The sequence below is a fragment of the Rhodopila sp. genome (genome assembly GCF_965276935.1).
GTDB lineage: Bacteria > Pseudomonadota > Alphaproteobacteria > Acetobacterales > Acetobacteraceae > Rhodopila.
The window spans coordinates 652,712-675,110 of record NZ_CBDIBS010000004.1 but is presented as its reverse complement, the minus strand read 5'-3'; the positions used below and the strand labels follow the sequence as shown (position 1 = coordinate 675,110).

Annotated in this window: 22 protein-coding genes; 8 read left to right on the top strand and 14 right to left on the bottom strand. The window is 64.1% G+C overall.

Features of this window, described 5'->3' with window-relative positions:
- Positions 1 to 354: 354 nt before the first annotated feature.
- From ACQY4S_RS19440 to ACQY4S_RS19410, 7 genes are all read right to left on the bottom strand, one after another.
- On the bottom strand, positions 355 to 1,266 hold the full coding sequence (locus ACQY4S_RS19440) for an alpha/beta hydrolase family esterase (RefSeq protein ID WP_428486862.1): 912 nt from the start codon (positions 1,264 to 1,266) through the stop codon (positions 355 to 357).
- Between the two features lie 233 nt (positions 1,267 to 1,499).
- On the bottom strand, positions 1,500 to 2,324 hold the full coding sequence (locus ACQY4S_RS19435) for a hypothetical protein (RefSeq protein ID WP_428486861.1): 825 nt from the start codon (positions 2,322 to 2,324) through the stop codon (positions 1,500 to 1,502).
- Positions 2,325 to 2,399: 75 nt separating this feature from the next.
- Positions 2,400 to 3,689 (bottom strand): histidinol dehydrogenase, encoded by a 1,290-nt coding sequence (gene hisD, locus ACQY4S_RS19430; RefSeq protein WP_428486860.1) that lies wholly within the window; start codon positions 3,687 to 3,689, stop codon positions 2,400 to 2,402.
- Positions 3,686 to 4,393, bottom strand: coding sequence for an ATP phosphoribosyltransferase (hisG, locus tag ACQY4S_RS19425; RefSeq protein WP_428486859.1), 708 nt, complete (start codon positions 4,391 to 4,393; stop codon positions 3,686 to 3,688). The genes hisD and hisG overlap by 4 nt, the downstream gene beginning before the upstream one ends.
- Before the next feature lie 64 nt (positions 4,394 to 4,457).
- The gene (locus ACQY4S_RS19420) at positions 4,458 to 4,709 is read right to left on the bottom strand and encodes a hypothetical protein (RefSeq protein ID WP_428486858.1); all 252 of its coding nucleotides are present in this window, start codon (positions 4,707 to 4,709) and stop codon (positions 4,458 to 4,460) included.
- Positions 4,710 to 5,253: 544 nt separating this feature from the next.
- The gene (locus ACQY4S_RS19415; protein WP_428486857.1) at positions 5,254 to 5,763 is read right to left on the bottom strand and encodes a tetratricopeptide repeat protein; all 510 of its coding nucleotides are present in this window, start codon (positions 5,761 to 5,763) and stop codon (positions 5,254 to 5,256) included.
- A gap of 205 nt (positions 5,764 to 5,968) precedes the next feature.
- Positions 5,969 to 6,349 (bottom strand): hypothetical protein, encoded by a 381-nt coding sequence (locus ACQY4S_RS19410; protein WP_428485857.1) that lies wholly within the window; start codon positions 6,347 to 6,349, stop codon positions 5,969 to 5,971.
- Positions 6,350 to 6,373: 24 nt separating this feature from the next.
- Here ACQY4S_RS19410 and ACQY4S_RS19405 point away from each other — a divergent pair, with 24 nt between their 5' ends.
- A complete protein-coding gene (locus ACQY4S_RS19405) occupies positions 6,374 to 7,762 on the top strand; it encodes an IS701 family transposase (protein ID WP_428485858.1) in 1,389 nt (462 codons plus the stop codon).
- Positions 7,763 to 7,794: 32 nt separating this feature from the next.
- Here the strand turns inward: ACQY4S_RS19405 and ACQY4S_RS19400 are convergent, their stop codons facing one another.
- A complete protein-coding gene (locus tag ACQY4S_RS19400) occupies positions 7,795 to 8,388 on the bottom strand; it encodes a superoxide dismutase (RefSeq protein ID WP_428486856.1) in 594 nt (197 codons plus the stop codon).
- A 192-nt stretch (positions 8,389 to 8,580) separates the two neighbouring features.
- Here ACQY4S_RS19400 and ACQY4S_RS19395 point away from each other — a divergent pair, with 192 nt between their 5' ends.
- The 3 genes from ACQY4S_RS19395 (at position 8,581) to ACQY4S_RS19385 (ending at position 10,988) form a co-directional block, all read left to right on the top strand.
- Positions 8,581 to 9,366, top strand: coding sequence for a squalene/phytoene synthase family protein (locus ACQY4S_RS19395; protein WP_428486855.1), 786 nt, complete (start codon positions 8,581 to 8,583; stop codon positions 9,364 to 9,366).
- 825 nt (positions 9,367 to 10,191) lie between these two features.
- Entirely contained in the window at positions 10,192 to 10,635 is a 444-nt protein-coding gene (locus ACQY4S_RS19390; protein ID WP_428486854.1) for a type II toxin-antitoxin system RatA family toxin, read from the top strand.
- 113 nt (positions 10,636 to 10,748) lie between these two features.
- On the top strand, positions 10,749 to 10,988 hold the full coding sequence (locus tag ACQY4S_RS19385; protein ID WP_428486853.1) for a helix-turn-helix domain-containing protein: 240 nt from the start codon (positions 10,749 to 10,751) through the stop codon (positions 10,986 to 10,988).
- 483 nt (positions 10,989 to 11,471) lie between these two features.
- Here ACQY4S_RS19385 and ACQY4S_RS19380 read toward each other — a convergent pair whose 3' ends face one another.
- The gene (locus ACQY4S_RS19380) at positions 11,472 to 12,890 is read right to left on the bottom strand and encodes an MFS transporter (protein WP_428486852.1); all 1,419 of its coding nucleotides are present in this window, start codon (positions 12,888 to 12,890) and stop codon (positions 11,472 to 11,474) included.
- A 508-nt stretch (positions 12,891 to 13,398) separates the two neighbouring features.
- Between ACQY4S_RS19380 and alaS the strand changes: the two genes are divergently transcribed.
- Entirely contained in the window at positions 13,399 to 16,035 is a 2,637-nt protein-coding gene (alaS, locus tag ACQY4S_RS19375; protein ID WP_428486851.1) for an alanine--tRNA ligase, read from the top strand.
- Between the two features lie 7 nt (positions 16,036 to 16,042).
- Here the strand turns inward: alaS and ACQY4S_RS19370 are convergent, their stop codons facing one another.
- The 3 genes from ACQY4S_RS19370 to ACQY4S_RS19360 all read right to left on the bottom strand — a co-directional run bounded on the left by ACQY4S_RS19370 (position 16,043) and on the right by ACQY4S_RS19360 (position 19,126).
- Positions 16,043 to 16,381: a hypothetical protein gene (locus ACQY4S_RS19370; RefSeq protein ID WP_428486850.1), complete on the bottom strand. Its 339-nt coding sequence runs from the start codon at positions 16,379 to 16,381 to the stop codon at positions 16,043 to 16,045.
- A 47-nt stretch (positions 16,382 to 16,428) separates the two neighbouring features.
- The gene (lpxB, locus tag ACQY4S_RS19365; protein ID WP_428486849.1) at positions 16,429 to 17,559 is read right to left on the bottom strand and encodes a lipid-A-disaccharide synthase; all 1,131 of its coding nucleotides are present in this window, start codon (positions 17,557 to 17,559) and stop codon (positions 16,429 to 16,431) included.
- Between the two features lie 121 nt (positions 17,560 to 17,680).
- Positions 17,681 to 19,126, bottom strand: coding sequence for an NCS1 family nucleobase:cation symporter-1 (locus ACQY4S_RS19360; protein WP_428486848.1), 1,446 nt, complete (start codon positions 19,124 to 19,126; stop codon positions 17,681 to 17,683).
- A gap of 202 nt (positions 19,127 to 19,328) precedes the next feature.
- Between ACQY4S_RS19360 and ACQY4S_RS19355 the strand changes: the two genes are divergently transcribed.
- From ACQY4S_RS19355 to ACQY4S_RS19345, 3 genes are read left to right on the top strand one after another with little or no spacing between them, the layout of a single operon-like run.
- On the top strand, positions 19,329 to 19,535 hold the full coding sequence (locus tag ACQY4S_RS19355; RefSeq protein WP_428486847.1) for a DUF2795 domain-containing protein: 207 nt from the start codon (positions 19,329 to 19,331) through the stop codon (positions 19,533 to 19,535).
- 10 nt (positions 19,536 to 19,545) lie between these two features.
- Entirely contained in the window at positions 19,546 to 20,523 is a 978-nt protein-coding gene (locus ACQY4S_RS19350; protein WP_428486846.1) for a chemotaxis protein CheB, read from the top strand.
- Between the two features lie 17 nt (positions 20,524 to 20,540).
- Positions 20,541 to 20,741, top strand: coding sequence for a hypothetical protein (locus tag ACQY4S_RS19345; RefSeq protein ID WP_428486845.1), 201 nt, complete (start codon positions 20,541 to 20,543; stop codon positions 20,739 to 20,741).
- Between the two features lie 49 nt (positions 20,742 to 20,790).
- Here the strand turns inward: ACQY4S_RS19345 and ACQY4S_RS19340 are convergent, their stop codons facing one another.
- Both ACQY4S_RS19340 and ACQY4S_RS19335 read right to left on the bottom strand, forming a co-directional pair.
- On the bottom strand, positions 20,791 to 21,198 hold the full coding sequence (locus ACQY4S_RS19340) for a Zn-ribbon domain-containing OB-fold protein (RefSeq protein WP_428486844.1): 408 nt from the start codon (positions 21,196 to 21,198) through the stop codon (positions 20,791 to 20,793).
- 3 nt (positions 21,199 to 21,201) lie between these two features.
- Positions 21,202 to 22,359, bottom strand: coding sequence for a thiolase C-terminal domain-containing protein (locus ACQY4S_RS19335; protein ID WP_428486842.1), 1,158 nt, complete (start codon positions 22,357 to 22,359; stop codon positions 21,202 to 21,204).
- Positions 22,360 to 22,399: the final 40 nt, after the last annotated feature.

The following is a 22,399-nucleotide window of genomic DNA, read 5'->3' as shown; positions in this document are numbered from 1 at the left end:
TTTTGCTTTCAGACGGCAATGTGATCCGTCATCGTTTCCTTGATTGGGTTAAACCACGCCCGGTGGTCTCTGCTCCGCCTTCGGCAGGCGTACGAGAGCTTCATGCTGCGCTAGTCGCTGAAGTTCCGTACTGGAGGCAGTCATCACTGACCATAAAATCTGTTTGCATGGGTGAAAAGATGGCACCGTGTCCGGTGGCGGATAGCCGCGCTTATTAATGAGAAAACGCGACGAGAGTTCATAGACGGAGCGTGGCGGACGGCTTTCCACCACGGCACAAAGGGTATCGCCAGATCGAGTCGTCTGCGACCGCCGCCCTTGCCTAGAAACAAGCATGATGCGCGTGGCTGTTGCCTACCGGCGTTCCTGGAAGAACGACCAGACGACTTGGGCGGTCTCGATGTCACGGTTGCGCGCACCGTTCGCCTCCCAACTTCCCGGCTCCGGCGGTGCCGTCGAGGGCACGCTGTGGCCCGACCCGTCGACGCGATAGAACAACACGTCAGCCCCCTGCGCACAGTCGGCGTACCGGGTCAGGGTGACAGTCGAGGGGACGTCGCGGTCGAGGTGCGGCAGCGGTTCCTCCCTACGAGAGGTGCAGCCGTTGTGCTGAACGAAGAACGAGACCGTCTCGACCGCGGAGGCCAGGTCGCTCACCTCGTCTCCCGCACGTCCCGCGTATGGGTTCACCGGATCGGTCGTGCTGGCGAGCAGCAGGAACGGGATCGGCCGGCTGTTGGGGCAATCGCGTAGCTGAGACCGGTGTGCTGTCGCGATCACATCGGCCACCGCGGTCACGCTGTCGCCGAGTTCGCAGGCCACGCGGGCGGTCATGTAGCCGCCGGCGGAAACGCCGACGACGTACACGCGCGCGGCGTCACCGTTGTAATGCGTGACCAGATCAGCGATCAGCGCGCGGAGGAATCCGATGTCGTCCACCTGCTCACCGTTGATATCGGACAGCCGGTGCCAGGTATCAATCCGGCCTGGGATGGAGTCCCAGTTGCGGTCAGCCCCTTGAGGGTAAACGATTAGCGCGGCCTCCAGGCCTGGCAGCTTGGCGAACGGCATGTTGTATCTGATCTCAAGCGTATCGGTGATGTGCGTGCCGACACCGTGCAGGTAGATGATGATGGGCAAGCGGGCATGCGCGCGGTCCGCGTGCGGCTGATCCAGGCTGTAGGACCGCATCTGGTCGCCGACGCGTATCTGGTAAATTGGAAGTTCGGACTTCTGCGCAAACGCCGTACTGGCCGCGAGCGCCATGGCCACTATCACGAAGCAACGCATTGAACGCAGCATTTTCATGTATCCATATCTGCCGGCTTCTTGGCTGGCCCTCAAGTCTTTGCTCAGCCCTGCCTGCCAGGATACCGCAACATGACACTCCGGGCCGCACGGCCGTCGGGATGCTTGGCTCGTACACCGTCAAGGCCGGAGACGAAAGCGCCTGATCGGGCCGTGCCGATGCCTGACGCAGTCACGCGGCCCAATACGTCTCATGATGCGTCCTCGAACAGCTTGACGAGCCAGTCGGACACCTCGGGACTGCCATCGACTGTCGAGACGAACTCCTGACCTTGCGCAACAGTTTTCACCGTTCCATCCGCATGCCAGCGTTGACTTGCGTGGTAGGTCATGCCGGCACCACCGACGGCTGGGTTCAGCCATTTGGGAACGCTCCAGACGGATGGATTCGCATTCGGAGCCGTTAAGCCATAACCGCGGGCGAAGGTGCCCCAACCAGGCAGACCGGCATGGACGCCGGGTGCATCGAGAGTTTCGGCGCCTACATATAGGCCATTCGACGCAGGCCAGCCTGCCCGCGCGTGCGGATGGCTGCTTAGCCACGGATATCTGGTCGTGACCCATGCCCCGTCGGGACCGAGTTCGATGACCTCGCCAACCTGAAGCCAGCCAAAAATTCTGTGCTGCGTGAGGCCATGAAACGTCCAGCGTCCACTTATGCGCCGGGCTGGCCGAAACCTGCCCCAGAACAGAAACAGGTCGCCTGGACCCACCCCCTGGCGAACCAAATGGGACCGGGCAGCGCCAACCTGTCCCAAGCACCCTCGCCAACCTGGTAGCCTGGGTAAACACCCGACCCGGATATCCGGGTCGAGATGGCACGGCGAACACCGGGTGATCCGGCCCGAGGTAAGGTCCTGCACGAGATCCCCATAGGCTCCCAGAAGATCGCCATAGCAGGTCGAGGTCGGAGATCGCGTTGGGATCGGCAAGGAGACGGGCCTGTCGTCAACAATTGGGCTGGCGCAACCGCCGGCTGTTCCGTCAAATCCCTTGCGGCTGAAGATCAGACGCATGCGCCGTTCGCGCGGTTTGCCAGATGGCGACATCAGGATCTCGGTGATGATCTCGCCGGCATCGACGGCGTGCGGCTACTTACTTAACCGCAGGGCAATACTACGTGCATGCGCCTGCAGGCCTTCCGCTTCCGCCAGCGCCACCGCGGCCGGTCCCACCGTGTCCAGCGCCGCCTGTGTCGCGGAGACGAACGTCGTGCGCTTGAGAAAGTCGAACACCGAAAGTCCGGAGGCGAAACGGGCGGTGCGTCCCGTCGGCAGCACATGGTTCGGCCCGGCGACATAATCGCCCACCGCCTCAGGACAGAAAGCACCCAGAAACACCGCGCCGGCATGGCGAACCGCGCCGAACATCCAATCGGCGTTCCGCAGCATCAGTTGCAGATGCTCCGGCGCCAGGCGATCAACCAGCGCGACAGCCTCCGCCCACTCCCGCACCAAGATCACAGCACCCTGCGCCTGCCAGCTTGCGCCGGCAATTGCGGCGCGGGGCAGGGTAGGCAGTTCCGCCAGCACCGCCGCGGCGACCGCATCGGCGAAGCCGGCGCTATCGGTGATCAGGATGGATTGCGCCGCCTCGTCATGCTCCGCCTGGGCCAGCAGATCGACGGCGATTCGCCGGGGATCGTTGTCGGCGTCGGCTACGACAACCACCTCCGACGGGCCAGCGATGGAGTCGATGCCGACCCGGCCGAACACCTGCCGCTTGGCCTCGGCCACGTAGGCGTTGCCGGGGCCGACGATGCGATCCACCGGCGGAATGCTGGCTGTCCCGAACGCCAGCGCGGCAATCGCCTGCGCGCCGCCGATGCGGTAGATCTCATCCACGCCCGCCCGTCGTGCGGCGGCGAGAACCAACGGGTTCAGCACGCCGTCGGGAGAGGGGACGCACATCGCAATCCGCGTAACCCCGGCGGCGCGGGCCGGGATGGCGTTCATCAGTACGGACGACGGATAGGCCGCCTTGCCGCCCGGCACATACAGCCCGACCGCATCAAGCGCGGTCCAGCGCAGGCCCATCGTCACCCCCGCTGCATCCGTCATCCGCAGGTCCTGTGGCAACTGCGCCCGGTGGAACGCCTCGATGCGTGTTGCGGCAAGGTCGAGCGCGGCGGCCAGTTCGGTCGGGATGGATGCCACTGCCGCATCAATCTCCGCTGCTGCAATGCCCAGCCGATCGGCCGTCAGGGCCTGCCGGTCGAAGCGCGTGGTAAAATCGATCACCGCCGCGTCACCGCGAGCGCGTACATCCGCGAGAATGCTGGCCACGGCGCGGTCCACGGTCTCGGTAGTACCACGCGCCTGCGACAGCAGCGCGGTGAAGTGTGCCTCGAACCCCGCGTCGGCGGTGGACAGGTGAATCATGCTGGCTGCATTGCAGCGCGGAAACGGGCGATCCAGGCACCGACCGCCTCCGGCTGCGTCTTCAGCGCAGTACGGTTGACGATCAGCCGGCTGGTCACCGGCGCGATGACCTCGGTTTCCACCAAGCCGTTCGCTTTCAGCGTGGAGCCAGTTTGCACCAGATCGACGATCAGCCGGCACAGGCCCAGGCCGGGCGCGAGTTCCATCGCACCATTCAGGTGCACCACCTCGGCATGAATACCGCGGTTGGCAAAGTGCCGGCGGGCGATGTTGGGATATTTCGTCGCCACCCGCACCCGCGACCAGCGCGACGGATCGTCCGATCCCGCCGTTTCCGCCGGTTCGGCGACCGAGACGCGGCACTGGCCAATCCCCAGGTCGAGCGGCGCGTAAACCTCCGGATAATCAAACTCCATCAGCACGTCGGCGCCGCAGATGCCGATCTGCGCCGCGCCGAAGGCGACGAAGGTAGCAACGTCGAAGGGGCGGACGCGGACCAGATCGAGCATCGGGTCATCGGTCGGAAAGCGGAGCCGGCGGCTGTCCTCATCGGCATAGTCGGGCGATGGGACGATACCGGCGCGCCCCAGCAGGGGGCTACACTCCGACAGGATGCGTCCCTTCGGCAGCGCCAGGATCAGCGGCGTCAACATGTCGAGTCCTGGGGAGGCCCCAAGGGAAGACAGCGCGAACGGGGCGGTCATGCAAGCTCCGGCTTTACGATAGGCCGAGGGATCGGCTACGCAGGATCGTTACAGCAGGGGGCGTTTACATCAGCCAGGCGGTAAGCGGAAGCCTGCGCCTGGTGAGGCTGACTTGTTCCTGGAAGGCGGCGTTAAGGGACCCTTCCGGAAATTGCCTTGACGCGTTCACTTCGCCCTCCATCATGGATTGCTGCCAGACCACGTGCTGGCATTCTGACGGTTCGATGCGGCGGGAGGCAAAGCGGAACAGGGCATCACCAGTCAGCGGGCGGTCCGGCTGCGTGTCGACTTGATGTTCGGCGGGCGGCCGGTCCATGCCAATTCAGGTTCGGGCGGTTTCGGTTGACGCAGGATGGCCTCGCATGATTCAGGTTCGGGCGGTTCCGGTTCGCTCGGGGCGGCCTCGTATAATCCTGGTTCGTGTGGTTCCGGCTCGGCCGGAGCAGCCTCGGCCATGGCCAGCATTGTGAGCTGTAGCCGGCCCATCGCCAGCGCTTTGCCATACATCCAAAGCGCCATCGCATCGCTGTGCTCCGGTTGTTTGGCTCTCCGACAGGTGTCCATGATGGCGGTGTGAAACGCGACGGCCTGCGCGGAAAGCATTTGTTAGAGTGACATTAAGATATTCTCATACCAGAATAGTCTGGCATATCGGTTATCTTAGGAATTTATTCAAGTAAGACTTTAAAAGGGCTGCTCACGATTGGTCATGTAGGTGGAACAGGATTTCTGCGTTCCCCCGCGAACAATTTTTAGCAAAATATATGAATTGGACCGATCGTGGCGCGTGAGCAAGGCAGCTAGGAAGATTGCCTCGACCGCCGTTGAACCGCCGTAGATATAAGGCATATGGAATCGCCTCATCGCATGATATCGCGGTTCCGTGCGACGGTCCGGGTTGTTGGATGATTATCACCAAGGGTAATCGTATAGATCGACAGCGCCCAGTCCAACGCCTCCCGCGCTGAAAATTCGTCGCCCATGTCCTTCAGCACGCCGCCCAGGTTGTTGACATCACGCGCCACATTGAGATGGTCGTGGCCGAGCGCGGCTTCGTCAATCGCCAGGGCGCGCTCGAATGCGGCGCAGGCGCCGCTGAGATCGCCGATGTCGTGCAGGATCAGGCCCAGATGGTTGATGTCGGTGGCGGCTTCCGGATGTTCGGCACCAAGTGCATCCGTGTGCAGCGCCAGCGCTCGTCGGAGTTGCGCCTGCGCGTCCATCACATCACCGAGTTCGTGAGAAAGGCGCCCAAGATCGCGCAGGTCACCTGCTAGGTCTGGGTGGTCAGGGCCGAGCGCCCGCTGGCGAGCCTCAATAGCCTGTTCAAGGTTGGCTCGCTCGGCACGGAGATCGTCAAGGCTGGGCATGATTCACATCAATAACACAACGAGTGGGCGCACTGCCCACTCGCCGCGAACTGTGCGGAAGCCTTAGACCTTGGTCGTTTTGGATGATATTTTTGCCTATTTCCGATCAGCCGATCATGGACTAATACCTTGCTTTCTTGCGCGATTAATACCTTTTGGCGGGTCAGCCTCAGCTCGACTTTCCGCAATTTGGAGGTTTGGACGATCATGTCATGGCCCAGAAGATATCCTGGTGAGTGATAAACGGTAGCGCCTCATCGAGGGACAGGATCGTCCGGCCGAACGGACCTGTGGCGGTCCATCGCTCGTTCCAGAGCGACCAGTAGAGAATTTCGAACTTGTTGTTTGATGGCGTTGCGCGCAGCCGCGCGACCGGTGCGCCGGATCTAGCATCGTAGAGTGTGTAGCCGCGGTTGCGTCGTTCCGCCAATAAGGTCCCTCTGGCGCAGCGGAAGGCCTCGATGTGCTGAATGATTGCGTCGTCCATCGCGCCCCACGATAGACGCTTTCGCAGCGCGATGTCGTGATCCCTTCGTGATCCCTTGGCGGATTGTCCGATCTGTGCCGCGGGGCTCTTGCGCGGCATGGGCGTTTTGCTTGGATATCTGCGATGATCGCCAAGCGCACCCAACGCATCCCAGTCGTCTCCCCTGTGCCCGCGATCCTGCTGACATGGCTGGCCCCGTTTCGCCCGTGCTTCACGGCCCCGGTCTGGAACCACATCCTGGTGCTGGTTGCCGGCGCCGTCCTGGCCCCCGGCAAACGCACCGTCAGCCAGGCGTTGCGCGTCATGGGGCTGGCCGCGCAGCCTGGCTTCGGCCGCTACCATGAGGCGCTCAACCGGGCGCGCTGGGATGCCCGCGCCGTGGCGCGCCGGCTGCTGCATCATCTGCTGGCGGTGCTGGGTCCGCAGGGTGAGGTGGTCATTGCCATCGACGACAGTATCGAGCGGCGCTGGGGTCGCAAGATCGAGGCCCGCGGCATCTATCGTGACCCGGTGCGTTCGTCGCGTGGCCACTTCGTCAAGACCAGCGGCCTGCGCTGGTTGTCCTTGGCCGTCGTGCTGGCGGTGCCCTTCGCCGGCCGGCACTGGTCGCTGCCGTTCCTGACCGTGCTGGCGCCCTCGGTGCGCTGGAGCGAGGCGCACGGCCGGCGGCACAAGACCCTGACCGATCAGGCGCGTCAGGCGATCCTGCAAAGCAAGCGCTGGCTGGCGGATCGGCGTGTGGTGGTGGTCGCCGACAGCAGCTTCGCCGCCCTGGAACTGATCGCCGCGGTGCGCCGCCATGTCTGCCTGATCACCCGGCTGCGTCTGGATGCTGCCCTGTTCGAACCCGCCCCCGCGCGCCGACCCGGCCAACGCGGCCGGCCGGCCTTGAAAGGCCAACGCCGGCCCAAACTTAGCGCCGTGCTGGCCGATCCCGCCACCGTCTGGACACGGGTCACGATGGCCGAATGGTATGGCGGCCAAACCCGCGTGCTGGACACGATCTCCGGCACCGCGGTCTGGTACAGCTGCCGCCTGCCGCCCGCCCCGATCCGCTGGGTGCTGGTGCGCGATCCCACCGGCGCGCGCGACGCACAGGCATTCCTGTGCACCGATCTCGCGCTTGACCCCATGGCGATCCTCAGTCGGTTCGTGTTGCGCTGGCGGATCGAGACCACCTTCCAGGAGGTCCGCCAACATCTGGGCGTCGAGACCCAGCGGCAGTGGTCCGATCTGGCCATCCGGCGCACCACCCCGGCGCTGCTGGGGTTGTACTCGCTGATCACCGTTTGGGCGCATGGGCTGATGCCAGCGGCGAACACCGCAGTCCGGCCGCATACCGCCGTTTGGTACGACAAATCCCAGCCAACGTTTAGCGACGCGATCGCCGCCGTTCGCCGCGTGCTTTGGATGCCCGAGGGTTTTTCCATGTCCCGGCAGCACACCGAGCACGTGCAAATTCCCGCTCCATTGCTACAACGCTTCGTGGAGACACTATGCCTCACAGCATAAATTGCGGAAAGTCGAGCTCAGGCGATCGCGCCTTATAGCTGGGCCTCGGCATACTCGTAGTTGGCCAGATTATCGAGCCAGTTCTGCAGGTAGTCCGGACGGCGGTTGCGGAAGTCGAGGTAGTAGCTGTGCTCCCACACGTCGCAGCCCAGCAGCACCTTGCCTTCGCCGGTCGCTAGTGGGTTAGACCCGTTCGGCGTCTTCGTCACCTTCAGCTTGCCGTCGGTGCCTAGCACCAGCCACGCCCAGCCGGAGCCAAACTGGCTGACGCCGGCGGCCTTGAAGGCATCCTTGAATGCCGTCACGCTGCCGAGGTCGGAGGTGATCTTCGACTCCAGCTTGCCGGGGATCTTGCCGCCGTTCGGGCTCATGCACTGCCAGAACACGATGTGATTCCAATGTTGGCCAGCGTTGTTGAACACGGGACCACCGGCGGAGGCGGTCGACTTGACGATCTCGTCGAGCGACTTGCCCTGCAGGGCGCTGTCCTTCTCAACAAAGCCGTTCAACGCGGTGACATAAGCCTGATGGTGCTTGCCATGATGCAGGTCGAGGGTTTCCTCGCACATGTCCTTGGCGCCGAGGGCGGTCTTGCTGTAGGGCAGGGCAGGTAGTTCGAAAGCCATGATATCCTCCGATGCGTTGCGGTCAGCGCGGTGCGTGCAAAGCCTTGGTGGTTAGCTATGGCCAGCTTCGCGACCCGTCAACCCATGGGGGAACCGATCAGCCTTCCCGCGAGGTCAAACCATCGGTCAGGTCCATGAGTTTTGGTCTGGACGTCTTGCCAGTCCGCAGGAACGTCGCCACCACGCATTGGTATGAACGACGCAATTGCCGCGCTGGTTCGCCGGCATGATCCGGATCGGTTCCTGACCGCTTTATTCGCGCCGCCGGCCCGCCGCGATGCGCTGCTGATCCTGTATGCCTTCAACCATGAGCTGGCGCGCGCCCGGGAGGTGGTGAGCGAGCCGCCGCTGGCGCTGATCCGCTTGCAATGGTGGCGCGAGGTAGTCGAAGGTACGCCGCGCCGGCACGAGGTCGCTGCGCCGCTGTCCGAGGCGATTGCCGCCGGCCAGTTGGACCCGGCGCTGCTGCTGCCGGTGATCGAGGCGCGAGAATCCGAGGCATACGGCGATTTTCAAACGGTCAAGGAGTGGCGCACGTGGCTGCTGGCGGGGGCTGGCGGCCTGGCGGTAGCGGCGGCGCGAGCGCTGGACGCGCCGGCGCCGGCGGTATTGCAGCCGTTCGGGGCCGCTTACGGCGTGGCAGGGTTACTACGGGCCAGTAGCGTCCTGACCGCGAGGCAGCGCTGCCTGCTGCCGCGCGATGTGTTGGAACGGCATGGACTGACGCCGGAGGCATTCATGCAAGACCCTGTTTCGGCGCCCGCCCGCGCCGTGTCGCAGGCGGTGGCGGAGGAGGGAGAGGCATTTCTGGCCGAAGCCCGCGCGGTGCCGCTACCGCGGGCGGCGATTGCCGCGGCGCTGCCGGCATTGCTGGCGCGCCGGGATCTGGCGCGGTGGCCCAAGATTGCCTGGCCTCGCCAGTTCGGGGATCGGCTGGCGGTGACCGCGGCGGGGCTGACCGGACGGCTGTCATTGTAGGCGCGCGCCGCACGGCGACAAACGCCACGCTGATCTACAAGTAAGCTCTTGATGTCAACCAACCAGAGGCTTCAGCCACCGACCGGCGCCCGTTCGTCATGCCGATATCACGGTGTTTACAAGGCGCAGGCAAAAGCGTCGACAACCGCCCGCGCCGGCCAGGAGAATAAAGCAACTGGCGATCAGGTTGCTCGATCTTCAATTCGTCATGTATGGGGGGTCCCCGCTTGGCAAGAAGCATTCGTGCGGCTGCGGCAAGTTGTCTGAAGCGGTCATCTACTCGGCCTGTTGATGCGGTCGGTGACCGCTGGCCCCGATGGGTTAAGCGGATCAGGCCTCAAGCATAGCCTCGCGCTTTGGCGTCTGACAAAGACGGCGTTTCTTGATCCAGATCCTGACCTTTTGCCGTCGCAGCGTTCGGCGCCTTGTCGTGGGGCAAGGCAGGTGGCGGCGCTGAGGCCGCAGCGTGCTTTACCCCAAGCAAAGCGATGGGTATCGGAGTATCCAGCTGGTCGTTGCATTTTTTGCTCCGGTCAGGCAGCGCCGTTCCTTCATCCCGGCCCCCAGCCGTTGGTGCGAAGATGGCTCGGAACAACCTGGACCCGCTGAGCCATGGCGGGTTGAAGGTGGAGCCGCCTGATCGGAAACCACGTTAATAGAAGCCTGCGCCGGCTGGCGTGGTTCCAGCTGGCGTGGTTTATATTTGGACCATTGTCTAGAATGTGCGATCCCAAAGGTTGATAACGCCTGGCGACACGCTTGGGCGTCGTTCAGATGCCAAGCGTGCAGCCCCTTGCATGGAACGGACATTACCGGAGTCCAGGTATGCCAAGTCACACAGACCACAAGCTGTTGCCCTATACGCCGGACCAACTGTTTGACATGGTCGCGGACGTGAAGGATTACCCGCGGTTCATTCCATGGTGCCAGGGCGCGCATATCCACCAGTCGGGGCCGAAGCTGATTGTCGCCGACCTCGAAATCGGTTTCGGGCCTTTCCGCGAGAGCTTCACCAGCCACGTCGATCTCAACCGCCCGCATCAGGTGATGGTGAAGGCGGTCGATGGGCCGCTCGAATATTTATCCAATCAGTGGGTGTTCACGCCAGCCGAACACGCCACACGGGTCGACTTCGCGGTGGACTTTCAGTTCAAAAGCCACCTTCTCGACCACGTTGCCAACACGATGTTCCATCAGGCCTCGATGCGCATGATGGGCGCCTTCGAGGCGCGGGCGCATAGCCTTTACAAGTCGCACCGAGCCGTCTGAGCTTTGCATCGGATCGCGCGTGGCGGAGCGGGAACCGAGGAGCCGATCAAGCTCCACGCGGAAATTAAGTCTTGGAGTTTAATCCTTTTGCGAAACAGTCCCACGTGGCCGCCATGCGTTTCGTCTCGTTCGTTGCTGAAATAATACAAACATCCCCGACATTTGACCTTCGTTGGCGCTGCGATGACTTGCGCAACGCGGTGGCAGAGCGGTTTTCGGTGACGGTGCACGAGCAGACGGTCGGCAAATGGCTGCGCAAGTTGGGTCTGACCCGGCTGCCGCCGCGTCCGCTTCACCCAAAGAAGGATGTTAAAGCACAGCACGTCCTAAGTAGACCTTCGCCAGGCAGATGAACACCATTCTGCTTTCCACCGCCGCCGCAACGCCGCTCAAGGTGTGGTTTTAGGACGAAGCCCGTGTGGGACAGAAGGGGCACCAACCGAATTCGGTCAAGCGGAACTCGGGATTGGGCGCGTGTCAGGCCCTATGGGGCGAGTGGGATAACAGGGTAGTCTGCCGCTGGTTCTATCATTGAGCTGCGCGCGGCGAGCGGCGCCGCAAACTTGAACCGGCTCGACAAGCGGTCAAAGCGGAACACCGTCACGCCAAGGTGGGTGGAGTACTACGCGGCTGGATCGCTGAAATCAACTGCCCGCGCACCGGCTGGACAGCAGTTGATCTCTGCGCTCGGCGGTATGAGCGGCGCGCGCGGCGCCTCCTGTCTGATTCTGTCGTGAACAGCCCCGCAAGGAACGGATGGCGGCACGACCGGCGCTCCCTGACGGGTGAGCACCGGTGGCTGTTGGCCCGAACTTACGGCGGTTAACATGATTTTGTCATAATGCCGGCCGGCTCCGGCGGCCCCAGGCCGCGACGCGAGTCTCTTGCGTGACGCTTTCCAGTTGGCCCACCGTCTCCCGGCCGAACAGCAGCGGCACGAAGGCGCCGATCGCGACCGCGACCATCAGGATGCCGAAGAATGCCTCAGGCGAGTTGGTATAGCGCTCCATGAACAGCGGGAACACCACGCCGGCGATCAGCCGTCCGGACGATTCGCCGAAGAAGTGCCCGCGTCCCCGTAACGCGGTGGGGAACTGCTCCGACAGATAGACCCGCGTGCAAGGAAAGGCCGACAGCACGGTGAAGCCGGTGATGAGGCCGCCGGCGACAAATACCACCGCGGCCGCCGAACCCGCCAGATGGGCCGCCGCCATCAGCGCGATGCCTGGAAGCGAACCGGCCAGCGCATAGGTGATCGTCCAGCGGCGGCCGATGACCTCCATAAGGTATCCTGTGAACAGCTTGCCCGGAATGCTGGCCATGAACAGCACGGAACTCAGTCCAAAGCTCAGCGCGACGGCGGTGCCTTGGTCGACTAGGGCTTTGGGCAGCAGGATTGCGCAGGTATAGTAGGCCACGCTGGCGCTGATGCCGCTGAGGGTCCCGATCACCGTCCACCGGATTTGTTCGGGCGCGAACAATGCCCGGAACGGCGGAAGCGCCGCGCGCTCGATGGACAGATCAGCGCCCAGCTCAGCCAGGGTTAGCGCCGTGACGCGGTTGCCGCATCGCCGGATCATCAGGTTCACCGCATCGACAGCCGCCTGTGGCCGCGCGTTCAGCAGATACCACCGCGGACTTTCCGGAATAGCGTAATGCACCAGCAGGGGCACCACACCCAACGCCAAGCCGCCAGGCAGGGCGATCAGGCGGAAGCCGATCGGGTTGCCGGCCAGCAGGTAGCCGACGAACGGCAGCAGCGTGAACGCACTGGCCAGCATGACCTCGTAGATCGCGCCATAGGTGCGCCGGTGCTGCGCCGGCATCAGTTCCGCTGCGATCGGGAACGATGCCGGGATCGCGAAACCCATTCCGATGCCGGTGATTAGGCGGAGGACAATGAGCTGTTCAGCATTCTGCGCCAGCGGAATCAGCAGCGTGAAAAATGTGCTGATGATCACGCCGGCCTGCATTACCAGCTTGCGGCTTAACCGGTCGGACAGCGCCGAGGCGGTAAAGCCGCCGATGACGACCAGGAACGTCGGCCCAGCGACGAGCCAGCGGACATCAGCCTGGCCGAGATGCAGCGGCTCCTTCGCCAGGACGATCAGCGAACCGCCAAGGGCAAGATCGTAGCCTTCGACGAAGCCGACGGTGCCGAGCACCAGAATGAGAAGCATGTGATAAGGACTGAAGGGAACACTGTCGAGCTTGTGCCCGAGTTGGTAGCTCGCGGTCTGCGTCGGTGCTGTCATGGTATCCTTCCGGACTGAATTCAGCCTGGGCGGCAGTGCGAAGGTGCCGACCTTGATAGATCGCTATCGGGACTTGGCCCGGCTGCATTTTTGTTGCCATACCGGATCGTACGTCTGGACGTGATTGTTCCTTCAAGTGCCGCCGAACTGACGTCTTGCTCTCTGTGAACATTGGGGACGGTTTTGTCCGTCTTGCCGTTTGCCGCCGGCGTGGTTTCCTGGGCCGGCAGTATGGACTGTGAAGCTGTCGTGCGGTAAAATACAAGGAAAATATTATTGCTTAGCTGCGCCGCGCGGCCACGAACTTCCTGATCCGGGTACTGGACGTGGGTCCGCCACCCGTCGCCGCCATTCAAACCGGAGCAGGCCAACCCGTTTCCAGATCACGCGTGACCGGCGCCCGCCCGCGCCGGATGGCACCCGACCCCTTGGGCATACCCGTGACAGCGCGCCTGTCGTGCGCTACGTCCATCGCATCGAATGACATCCTGGGACAACGCCGCCCGCCATGGTCAGCAGCAACGACATCCGCGCCACCTTCCTCGACTACTTTGCCCGCCAGGGCCATGCGGTGGTGGAAAGCTCGCCGCTGGTGCCGCGCAACGACCCAACCCTGATGTTCGCCAACTCCGGCATGGTGCAGTTCAAGAACGTCTTCACCGGGCAGGAACGCCGGCCGTACGTGCGTGCCACCACCGCGCAGAAATGCGTGCGGGCAGGAGGTAAGCACAACGATCTGGACAACGTCGGCTACACCGCCCGCCATCACACCTTTTTCGAGATGCTCGGCAATTTCAGTTTCGGCGATTACTTCAAGGGGGACGCCATTCCGTTCGCCTGGGAACTTCTCACGCGCGATTTCGGGTTGGACAAGGACCGGCTGCTGGTCACCGTCTATTCGGAAGACGACGATGCCGCCGCCATCTGGCGCAAGGTCGCCGGCCTGCCGAACAGCCGGATCATCCGCATTGCCACGGCCGACAACTTCTGGCGCATGGGTGACACCGGCCCCTGCGGCCCATGCAGCGAGATCTTCTACGACCACGGCCCCTCGATCCCCGGCGGCCCGCCTGGCAGCGCGGAGGAAGACGGCGACCGGTTCATTGAGATCTGGAACCTGGTGTTCATGCAGTATGACGAAGGGCCGCCCGGCATCCGCGTGCCGCTGCCGAGGCCGTCGATCGACACCGGCCTAGGGCTGGAGCGGTTCGCCGCCATCCTGCAGGGCAAGCACGACAACTACGATACCGATACCTTGCGCGCGCTGATCCTGGCCAGCGCCGAGGCGACCGGTCAGGAGCCGGACGGCCCGTTCAAGGTCAGCCACCGGGTCGTCGCCGACCATCTGCGCAGCTCCGCCTTCCTGATCGCCGACGGCGTGCTGCCGTCGAACGAGGGCAGGGGCTACGTGCTGCGCCGGATCATGCGCCGCGCCATGCGCCACATCACCTTGATGGGGGCGACGGAGCCGGTGATGTATAGGTTGGTCCCCGCCCTGGTGCGCCAGATGGGTACCGCCTATCCCGAACTGGTGCGGGCGGAGGCGCTGATCCAGGAGACGTTGAAGCTGGAGGAGACCCGCTTCAAGCAATTGCTGGAACGCGGCCTGCACCTGCTGGCCGAGGAAACCGAACACCTCGGTGATCGGCAGGCGTTGCCCGGACAGATCGCCTTCCGCCTCTACGACACCTACGGCTTCCCCATTGACCTGACGCAGGACGCGCTGCGCGAACAAGGCCGAGCGGTGGATATGGAGGGGTTTGAGGCGGCGATGCGGGACCAGCGTGCCCGTGCCCGCGCCGCCTGGTCCGGATCGGGCGAGGCGGCGACCGAGCAGGTCTGGTTCGAGATCAAGGAGCAGACCGGCGCAACCGAGTTCCTCGGTTATGCCACTGAAGCCGCCGAGGCCGAAATTCTGGCGATTGTTCAGGGTGGGATGCGGGTGGCAGCGGCCGGGTCCGAAACCGATGTCACGGTGGTGCTGAACCAGACGCCGTTCTACGGCGAAAGCGGCGGCCAAGTCGGCGATACCGGCGTCATCACCGGCCCAAACGGGCTGCGTCTCCGGGTCACCGATACGCAGAAGAAACTTGGCGATCTGTTCATCCATCTCGGGCGGGTAGAAAGTGGAGAGGCCAGGGTTGGCACGCCGGTGCTCGCCGCGGTCGATCACGCCCGCCGCACCGCGATCCGCGCGCATCACTCCGCCACCCACCTGCTGCACGAGGCGCTGCGACGCAGGCTCGGCACGCATGTCGCGCAGAAGGGCAGCCTGAACGCACCCGACCGGCTGCGCTTCGACGTCAGCCAGCCGCGCCCGATCACCGCCGACGAACTGCACGGGGTGGAGGCCGAGGTGAACAGCCGCATCCGCGAGAACAGCGAGGTGACCACAAGGCTGATGACGCCAGCCGCCGCGGTGGAACTCGGCGCGATGGCGCTGTTCGGGGAGAAGTACGGGGAGGAGGTCCGTGTCGTGGCGATGGGCGCGCCAGAGGGCAACAAGGCGGCCTGGTCGATCGAGCTATGCGGCGGCACGCATGTCCGCCGCACCGGCGACATCGGTTACTTCCGCATCGTTGGGGAAGCCGCGGTCGGCGCCGGCGTGCGGCGGGTCGAGGCGGTCACCGGCGCCGCCGCCGAAGCCTTGGTAGCCGAGACTCAGGCCCGCCTGAACGACGCCGCCGGCGCACTGCGCACGGCGCCGGCCGAGGTGCCGGACCGGATCGCTGCGCTGCAGGAGAATTTGCGCAAGGCGGAACGTCAGGTCACGGAGTTGCAGAAGAAACTCGCCACCGGCGGCGACGCCGCGGTGGCTGAGGACATCGGCGGGATCAAGCTGTCGGCCCGCAACCTGGGCGAGGTGCCGGCGCGCGACCTGAAAGGGCTGGCGGATGCGATCGGCAAGCAGCAGGGCTCGGGCGTGGTGGCGCTGGTCTCCACGGCGGAGGGCAAGGCCAGTATCGTGGTCGCGGTGTCGCCCGACCTGACGAAGCGTGTCAATGCGGTGGATCTGGTGCGGGCGGCGTCCGCCTCGGTAGGCGGCAAGGGCGGCGGCGGACGACCGGATCTGGCGCAGGCGGGCGGCCCGGACGGCGCCCGGGCGGATGAGGCGCTGGCGGCGGTGCGGGCGGCGCTGGCGTAGCGATCGGCTACTCGGACGACAGCAGGCGTTCGGCTGTTGCTGACAACCCGCCATTGGCGAAGGGGTTGATTACCCGCACCCCGCTCAAGACCATGCCATCGGTCATGTCTTCGGTCAGGATCAACGAACATCCGGCCTCCGCGGCGGTCGCGATCAGCAGTCCATCCCAATAGGACGTCCGGCCGGCGAGAACGTGTTCAAAGGCCGACGCGGCCGAGGCTGCGGACGCGCAGACAATCGAAAACATGGCCAACCAGGCGGGGCTCATCGTAGCCGCGTGCTGGCGCGGCACTATGCCCTTGCGGGTGGCCGCGGCGTAGAACTCCGACACCGCCTGCAAGGTCAAGCAGCTTACGACGCGGACCGCCCGTTCATGACCGCTGTTTCACCATTCTACTGCATCATCGACAGCACGGCCTCCGCGGCATATTCCGAAGGCGTGCCAGCCGCCGGCCGTAGCATCGCTAGGGCCTCCGCAAATCCCTGGCGCTGCTCTGCCACGGCCGCTGGATCGTTCAGCAGCCGGTGCAACGTGTCGGCAAGCAGGGCTGGGCGACTGTTCTGTTGTAGCAGTTCCGGCACCACTGGGCGGTCCAGCAGCAAGTTCAACAACGATGCATACTTAACACGTACCGACCGCATGGCGATCCACGCCGACAGCGGGTTTACCTGATAGGTCACCAGCATCGGCACGTTCGCCAGTGCCAGTTCCAGGCTCGATGTCCCCGACTTGGTCAGTGCGGCGGTAGAAGCCGCGAACGCGTCATGCTTGGCCGCCGCACCGGTAACCAGGATCGGCCGGATCGGCCAGGATGTGGTCCGCTGTCGGACGACAGCCTCGACGGGACCCGCGAGAGGCACCACCGGCACGATCCGATCCGGCAGCCGCCGCAGCGTTTCCTCCAGGATCGGCAGCAGGCGGGAAACCTCGGTCTGGCGGCTGCCCGGCATGATCGTGACGACCTTGGCCTCCGCCGGAACCGCATGAACAGAGCGGAATCGATCGGCGTTGCCGGTCTCTGCCCCGCTTTCCAGCACCGGATGGCCGACGAACCGCGCGGGCAGACCATGACCCGCGAAGAACGCCGGTTCAAACGGCAACAGGCACAGCAACGTGTCCCACAGCCCCGGATAGTGCTTCACTCGACTTTCGCGCCATGCCCAGACCTGCGGCGCGACATAATGCGCCCGCCGCAGTGACGTCGGCTGCAACGCACGCAGCACCCGCAGTGTGAAGCCTGGTGAGTCGATGGTCACCACGACGTCCGGCAGGCGTGCTTCAATGTCGGCCACCGTCCGCCGCAACAAAGCCTTAAGCTGAAGGAGCCGCGGAACGATCTCCAGCAGGCCCATCAGCGACAGGTTGCGGATCGGGAACAGGCTGACCAGCCCTTGTGCCGCCATGGCTGCTCCGCCGATGCCGGCGAAAGCCATGTCGGGCCGCCGCGTCTTGATCGCATGCATCAGACGTCCGCCCAGGACATCGCCGCTCTGTTCGCCCGCGATCAGATAGATCAGCGACATGGTGAAATCCGGTCCAATACGACGCTCGCCAGGTTATACCGCCGCCAGAAGAATTGACCGGTCGCCCGCTCATAACAATCGGAGGCGCGGAAGGGTTGGATCTTTCTGCCAGTGGTTGATATTACGCCGTGGATGACGCCCGTGACAGCGTCAGATAGACGATCGCGCCGACCGCCACGCCGATGAACCATGAAAAGGCATATAGCGACGCCAGCACCGGCACGAAAAGCCCGCTCAACGCCGCAAGGCCGCCGATTACGAAGGCTGTGATCCCGGCGTAGTTCCAGCCGCCGGACGCGGCATAGCGCCCATCGTACAGGTAGAGGTCAGGCACGTCGTAGTGCTGGTGGCGCAGGCCGAAGTAGTCCGCCAGCATGATGCCTGTGACCGGACCAAGCACGCCGCCGATCGCGCTGAGGACCTTGAAGATGCTGTCCGCGTTCTTGAACCAGAGCCAGGGGAAGAACAGCAACCCGATCACCAGCACGGCGATGCCCGCGCTACCGAAGTTCAGCCGCCTCGGGAACAAGTTCACCAGGTCATAACACGCTGGCATGATGTTGGCCGCAACGTTCACCGAGAGTGTGGCGACGACGATTGTGATGCCGCCGAAGATGAGAATCGCTGGGTGACCAATCGCCAGCAGCAGCGCTACCGGGTCCCAGATCGGCTTGCCGAAGACGATCACTGTCGCCGACGTCACGATGACGCTCATCAGCGTGAAGACAACGGCGGTAATCGGCAGGCCGATCAGTTGACCGAGCACCTGGTCGCGTTCGGAGCGGACAAAGCGCGAAAGATCGGGAATGTTCACGGCAAAGGTGCACCAGGTGCCGAGCAGGCCGGTAACGCCGGTGGCGAAGATCATCCAGCCCTTGCTGCCGGCCAGATGCGAGGGCTGGCTGAACAAGGGCCCGAGGCCATGGCCAACGCGCAACCCCCAGATGGTTGCCATCACGCCCACGATGATTACTAACGGCCCCGCCACCAGTTCAAAGTTGCGAATCCGATGCACGCCGTGGCTGACAATCCAGCCGTGCAGTAGCCAGAACAATGCCACCGAAATCCAGCCGTGCAGGGACAGGCCCAGAATGGACAGGGTGAATGTTGTCCAAGGCTGCCAGAGCGTGCCCAGGATGGCGTCGATCGCTTCACTGCCGGCATAGCCCTGCACGGCGAACCAGAAAATGGCAACGAAGCCGCGCACCAGGACTGGAAGCTGTGCACCGCGCGGGCCGAATGATGAGCGTATTAGCACGCAGAACGGCAGGCCGTATCGCGTGCCGGAAACCGCGTTGAACCACATGGCGAAAAACAGCACAAAGTAGGCGATCGCCGTGGCCGCGATCGCCTGCCAGGCGTTCATGCCGAGCGCCATGAGACCGGCCGCGGTTTCGTATGCAACGACGTTATGAACCATGCCCATCCACACCGTGGACATGTTGACCCAAGTCCAGTCGCGCCGTTCAAGTGGCACCGGGGCCAGATCAGCGTTGTAGAGTCCAGGCTCCAGGCCAACTCCTGTCAGTTCCCCCCGTTGCACCGGAAAGGCTGTTGCACTGGCCATGATAACCTCCGCTCGTTACACGGATAAACAAGCAAGACCGGTGCCACCGCTGCCGCAGCGAGGATGTCAAAGCTGCGATCTAAAGCCGCTCAAGCGTTATCGCGAGAGATTTAATCATGCGGGCCGAACTTCATGGCCGCCACGGCGTCTTTGCTTGGACACTGCGATACGCTCTCACTCATGCGGCAACAGGAGACTGAACATGGCCCAATCTGGCGGCGGACATTCGCCCGTAAACATTACGCATTTCCTCAAGGGGATCGACTTTCCGGCAAAGCGTGACGACCTGCTGCGCCACGCCAGGCAGAATCACGCCGAACAGGAGGTGCTGCGGGAAATTGAGCAGATGCCGAACCAGGACTACGGCAGCATGGCCGACGTGATGAAAGGCTTCGGCAAGGCCAGCTAACGCCAAGGCTATGCGCGACATCATCGTCATTGGTGGCTCGACCGGAGCGATTGAGGTGTTGGCGGAGATCTGCGCCAATTTCCCCGCCAATCTGGCGGCCGCAGTGTTCGTTGTCGTTCATGTTGGTTCGAGCGGCAACGACCTGCTGGCTGGGATTGTGGATCGGCGTGGTCCGTTGCGCGCCATCATGGCAGTGGATGAAGCACCGATCGAGCGCGGCACCATTACCGTCGCACCCGCCGACCATCACCTTCTTGTCATGACCGACCAGATCCGGCTCGGCCGTGGCCCGAGGGAGAACATGACCCGCCCAGCGATCGATCCGCTGTTTCGCTCCGCCGCGATCAGTCACGGCCCTCAGGTCATCGGCGTTCTGCTCAGCGGCATGTTGAATGACGGTTCGGCCGGGCTAGCGGCGATCAAGCGATGCGGCGGCGTCGCAGTGGTGCAGAATCCATCCGATGCGCGGGCTGACGAGATGCCGCTCAGCGCGCTGCGGGCCTGCGATGTGGACTACCGGGCCCGTACAGTGGAATTCGGCGGCCTGCTTACTCGGCTGGCGCGTGAGCCGGCCGGCGCAGCCGTGCCAATTCCGCCCGATATCGCGCTTGAGGTGGCCATCGCACTTGGCACCGCACTGGATACGCCGGCGATCCGGAAGATCGCCGATCCGGTGGCCCTGACCTGCCCCGCATGTGGCGGCGTGCTGTCGGAACTACAGAGCAAGCCACCCCTGCGGTTCCGTTGCCAGACCGGACATGGCTTCACCGCAGAGATCCTTGACCAGCAGCAGTCCGGTCCAACCGAGCAAGCGATCATGGTCGCGCTGCGTATCGTGCAGGAGCGCGCGACCTTGACCGAACGAATGGCGCAGGAGGCGCGTGCCGGCGGCCGCAACCATAGCGCCTCCATGCTTGAGCAGCGGCTGGAGGAACTTCGTAAACACGCCGAGCAGCTCCGGCAAGTCGCAATCAATGCAAGGTATTAACGAGAGGACACGCGACAATGCCCTATGAATTGCGGATTGACGGCCAGGCAAGCGGTCGCTTCGAGACCTCGGATGAGGCCGAGGCCCGCGCCCGCGCCATTCTGCGGGAAAATGCCGACAATGTCGTGGAGATCTTCGATCTTTCCACCGGTCGTCCTTACGCGCCCGCGGCGGGCGCCGAGGATCGGGATGCCATGGCGCGAAAGATCGGTTTCTGAGCATCGCGGGCGCTTGACGGCAACAAGGCGGCAGGCGCGACCGTGACCGCTACTCGGTCTGGAACACCGGCAGCGTCAGCCCCGGCTTGACCGGCTCGAATGCCACCACCACCGGAAGCCCGACCCGCAGCGCGGCCGGGTCGATACCGCGCGCCTGGGCGTTCATCCGCACGCCTTCCGGCAGATCGACCGTCAGCAGCACATAGGGCAGGTCTCGCTTGAACCCTGGATGAAATGCGTGATGCGTCACCGTCCAGCTATGCAACGTGCCGCGCCCTTCGGCATCAATCCACTCAGTATTCATTGACCAACATGCATCGCAGACCGGCCTTGGATAGTGCCGCACCTTGCCGCAGTCGGCGCAGCGCTGCAGCCGCAGGCGGTGGTCATTCAGGCCATCCCAATATGGCTGCGTCTCCGGCGAAGGTGACGGCAGCAGCTTGTCGTACTCGTTCACCGCTTAGGCCCTCCGCATGATCGCCACGGCGCCGTCGCCCATGTCGCCGTAGCCGGTCACTAGGCCGACCTCGGCGTCCGGCACCTGCGCCGCCGCCTGGCCTCGCAACTGGCGCGCCAGTTCAATGATGTGGTTCATCCCGGCCATGTGCGCCTGCGACAGCAGTCCGCCATGGGTGTTCACCGGCAGGTGGCCGTCCAGGCGCAGCGCAGCGTTCTCGACAAAGCCGCCGCCTTCGCCCTTGCGGCAGAAGCCCAGGTCCTCGAGTTGGCACAGCACGATGTAGGTAAAGCAGTCGTACACTTCGGCCACCTGGATATCGGCGGGCCTTAGGCCGGCCATGGCGAAGGCTTTTGGCGCCGCCTTGGCGAGGCCGAGTGTCGTCAGGTCGGGCCGCTGGGTGATGGCGGAGGGTGAATCGGGATGGCCCTCCGCCACTCCCATCACGACGATCGGGCGCTGCGCCAGGTCTCGCGCGCGGTCAGGTGCGCTGATCACCACCGCCGCGCCGCCGTCGCTTTCCAGTGAGCAGTCCAGCAGCCGCAATGGGTCGGAAATCATGCGGGAGGCCTGGTGGTCCTCGATGCTGATCAGCTTCTTCATTGTCGCGTTCGGCTGTAAAGAAGCGTGGTAGCGCGTGGTGACGGCGATCTCCGCCAGTTGGCGGGAGGTGGTGCCGTAAAGCTCCATGTGGCGGCGGGCCATGGGGGCATAGAGCTGCGCCGGAGCGATCGCGCCCAGCGGCATCTCGAACTCGCCGATGACGCGGAACTGCGGCATCTGTTGCACGCGTGTGCCGATGCGGCCGCCGGAGTACCCGGTGCGGCCGAGCGAGAGCAGGACGTGGTGGCAGAGGCCGGCGTTGATGACGGCGAGCGCGCACTGGATGGCGGCAACTGCGGAGGCGCCGCCCATTGGGGTGGTGGCTGAAAACCGTAGGTCCTTGATGCCGAAGTTGGTGATGAAGTCCTCGGCGACCGCGCCGTGGCCGTAAGGGATCAGGCCGTCGATATCGGACGGCTTCAGGCCAGCGTCGCGGATGGCGTTCAGCGAGGCTTCGAGTTGCAGTGACAGCGCGGTGCGGTCGGTGCCGCGGAGGTATTGGGTTTCACCGATGCCGGTAAGGGCGGCTGCCTCGCGTAGGGGGGAGGTGGTTGCCATGAGCGGTTCCCTTTCCTTGAACTCCCGCAGGTTCGGTTAG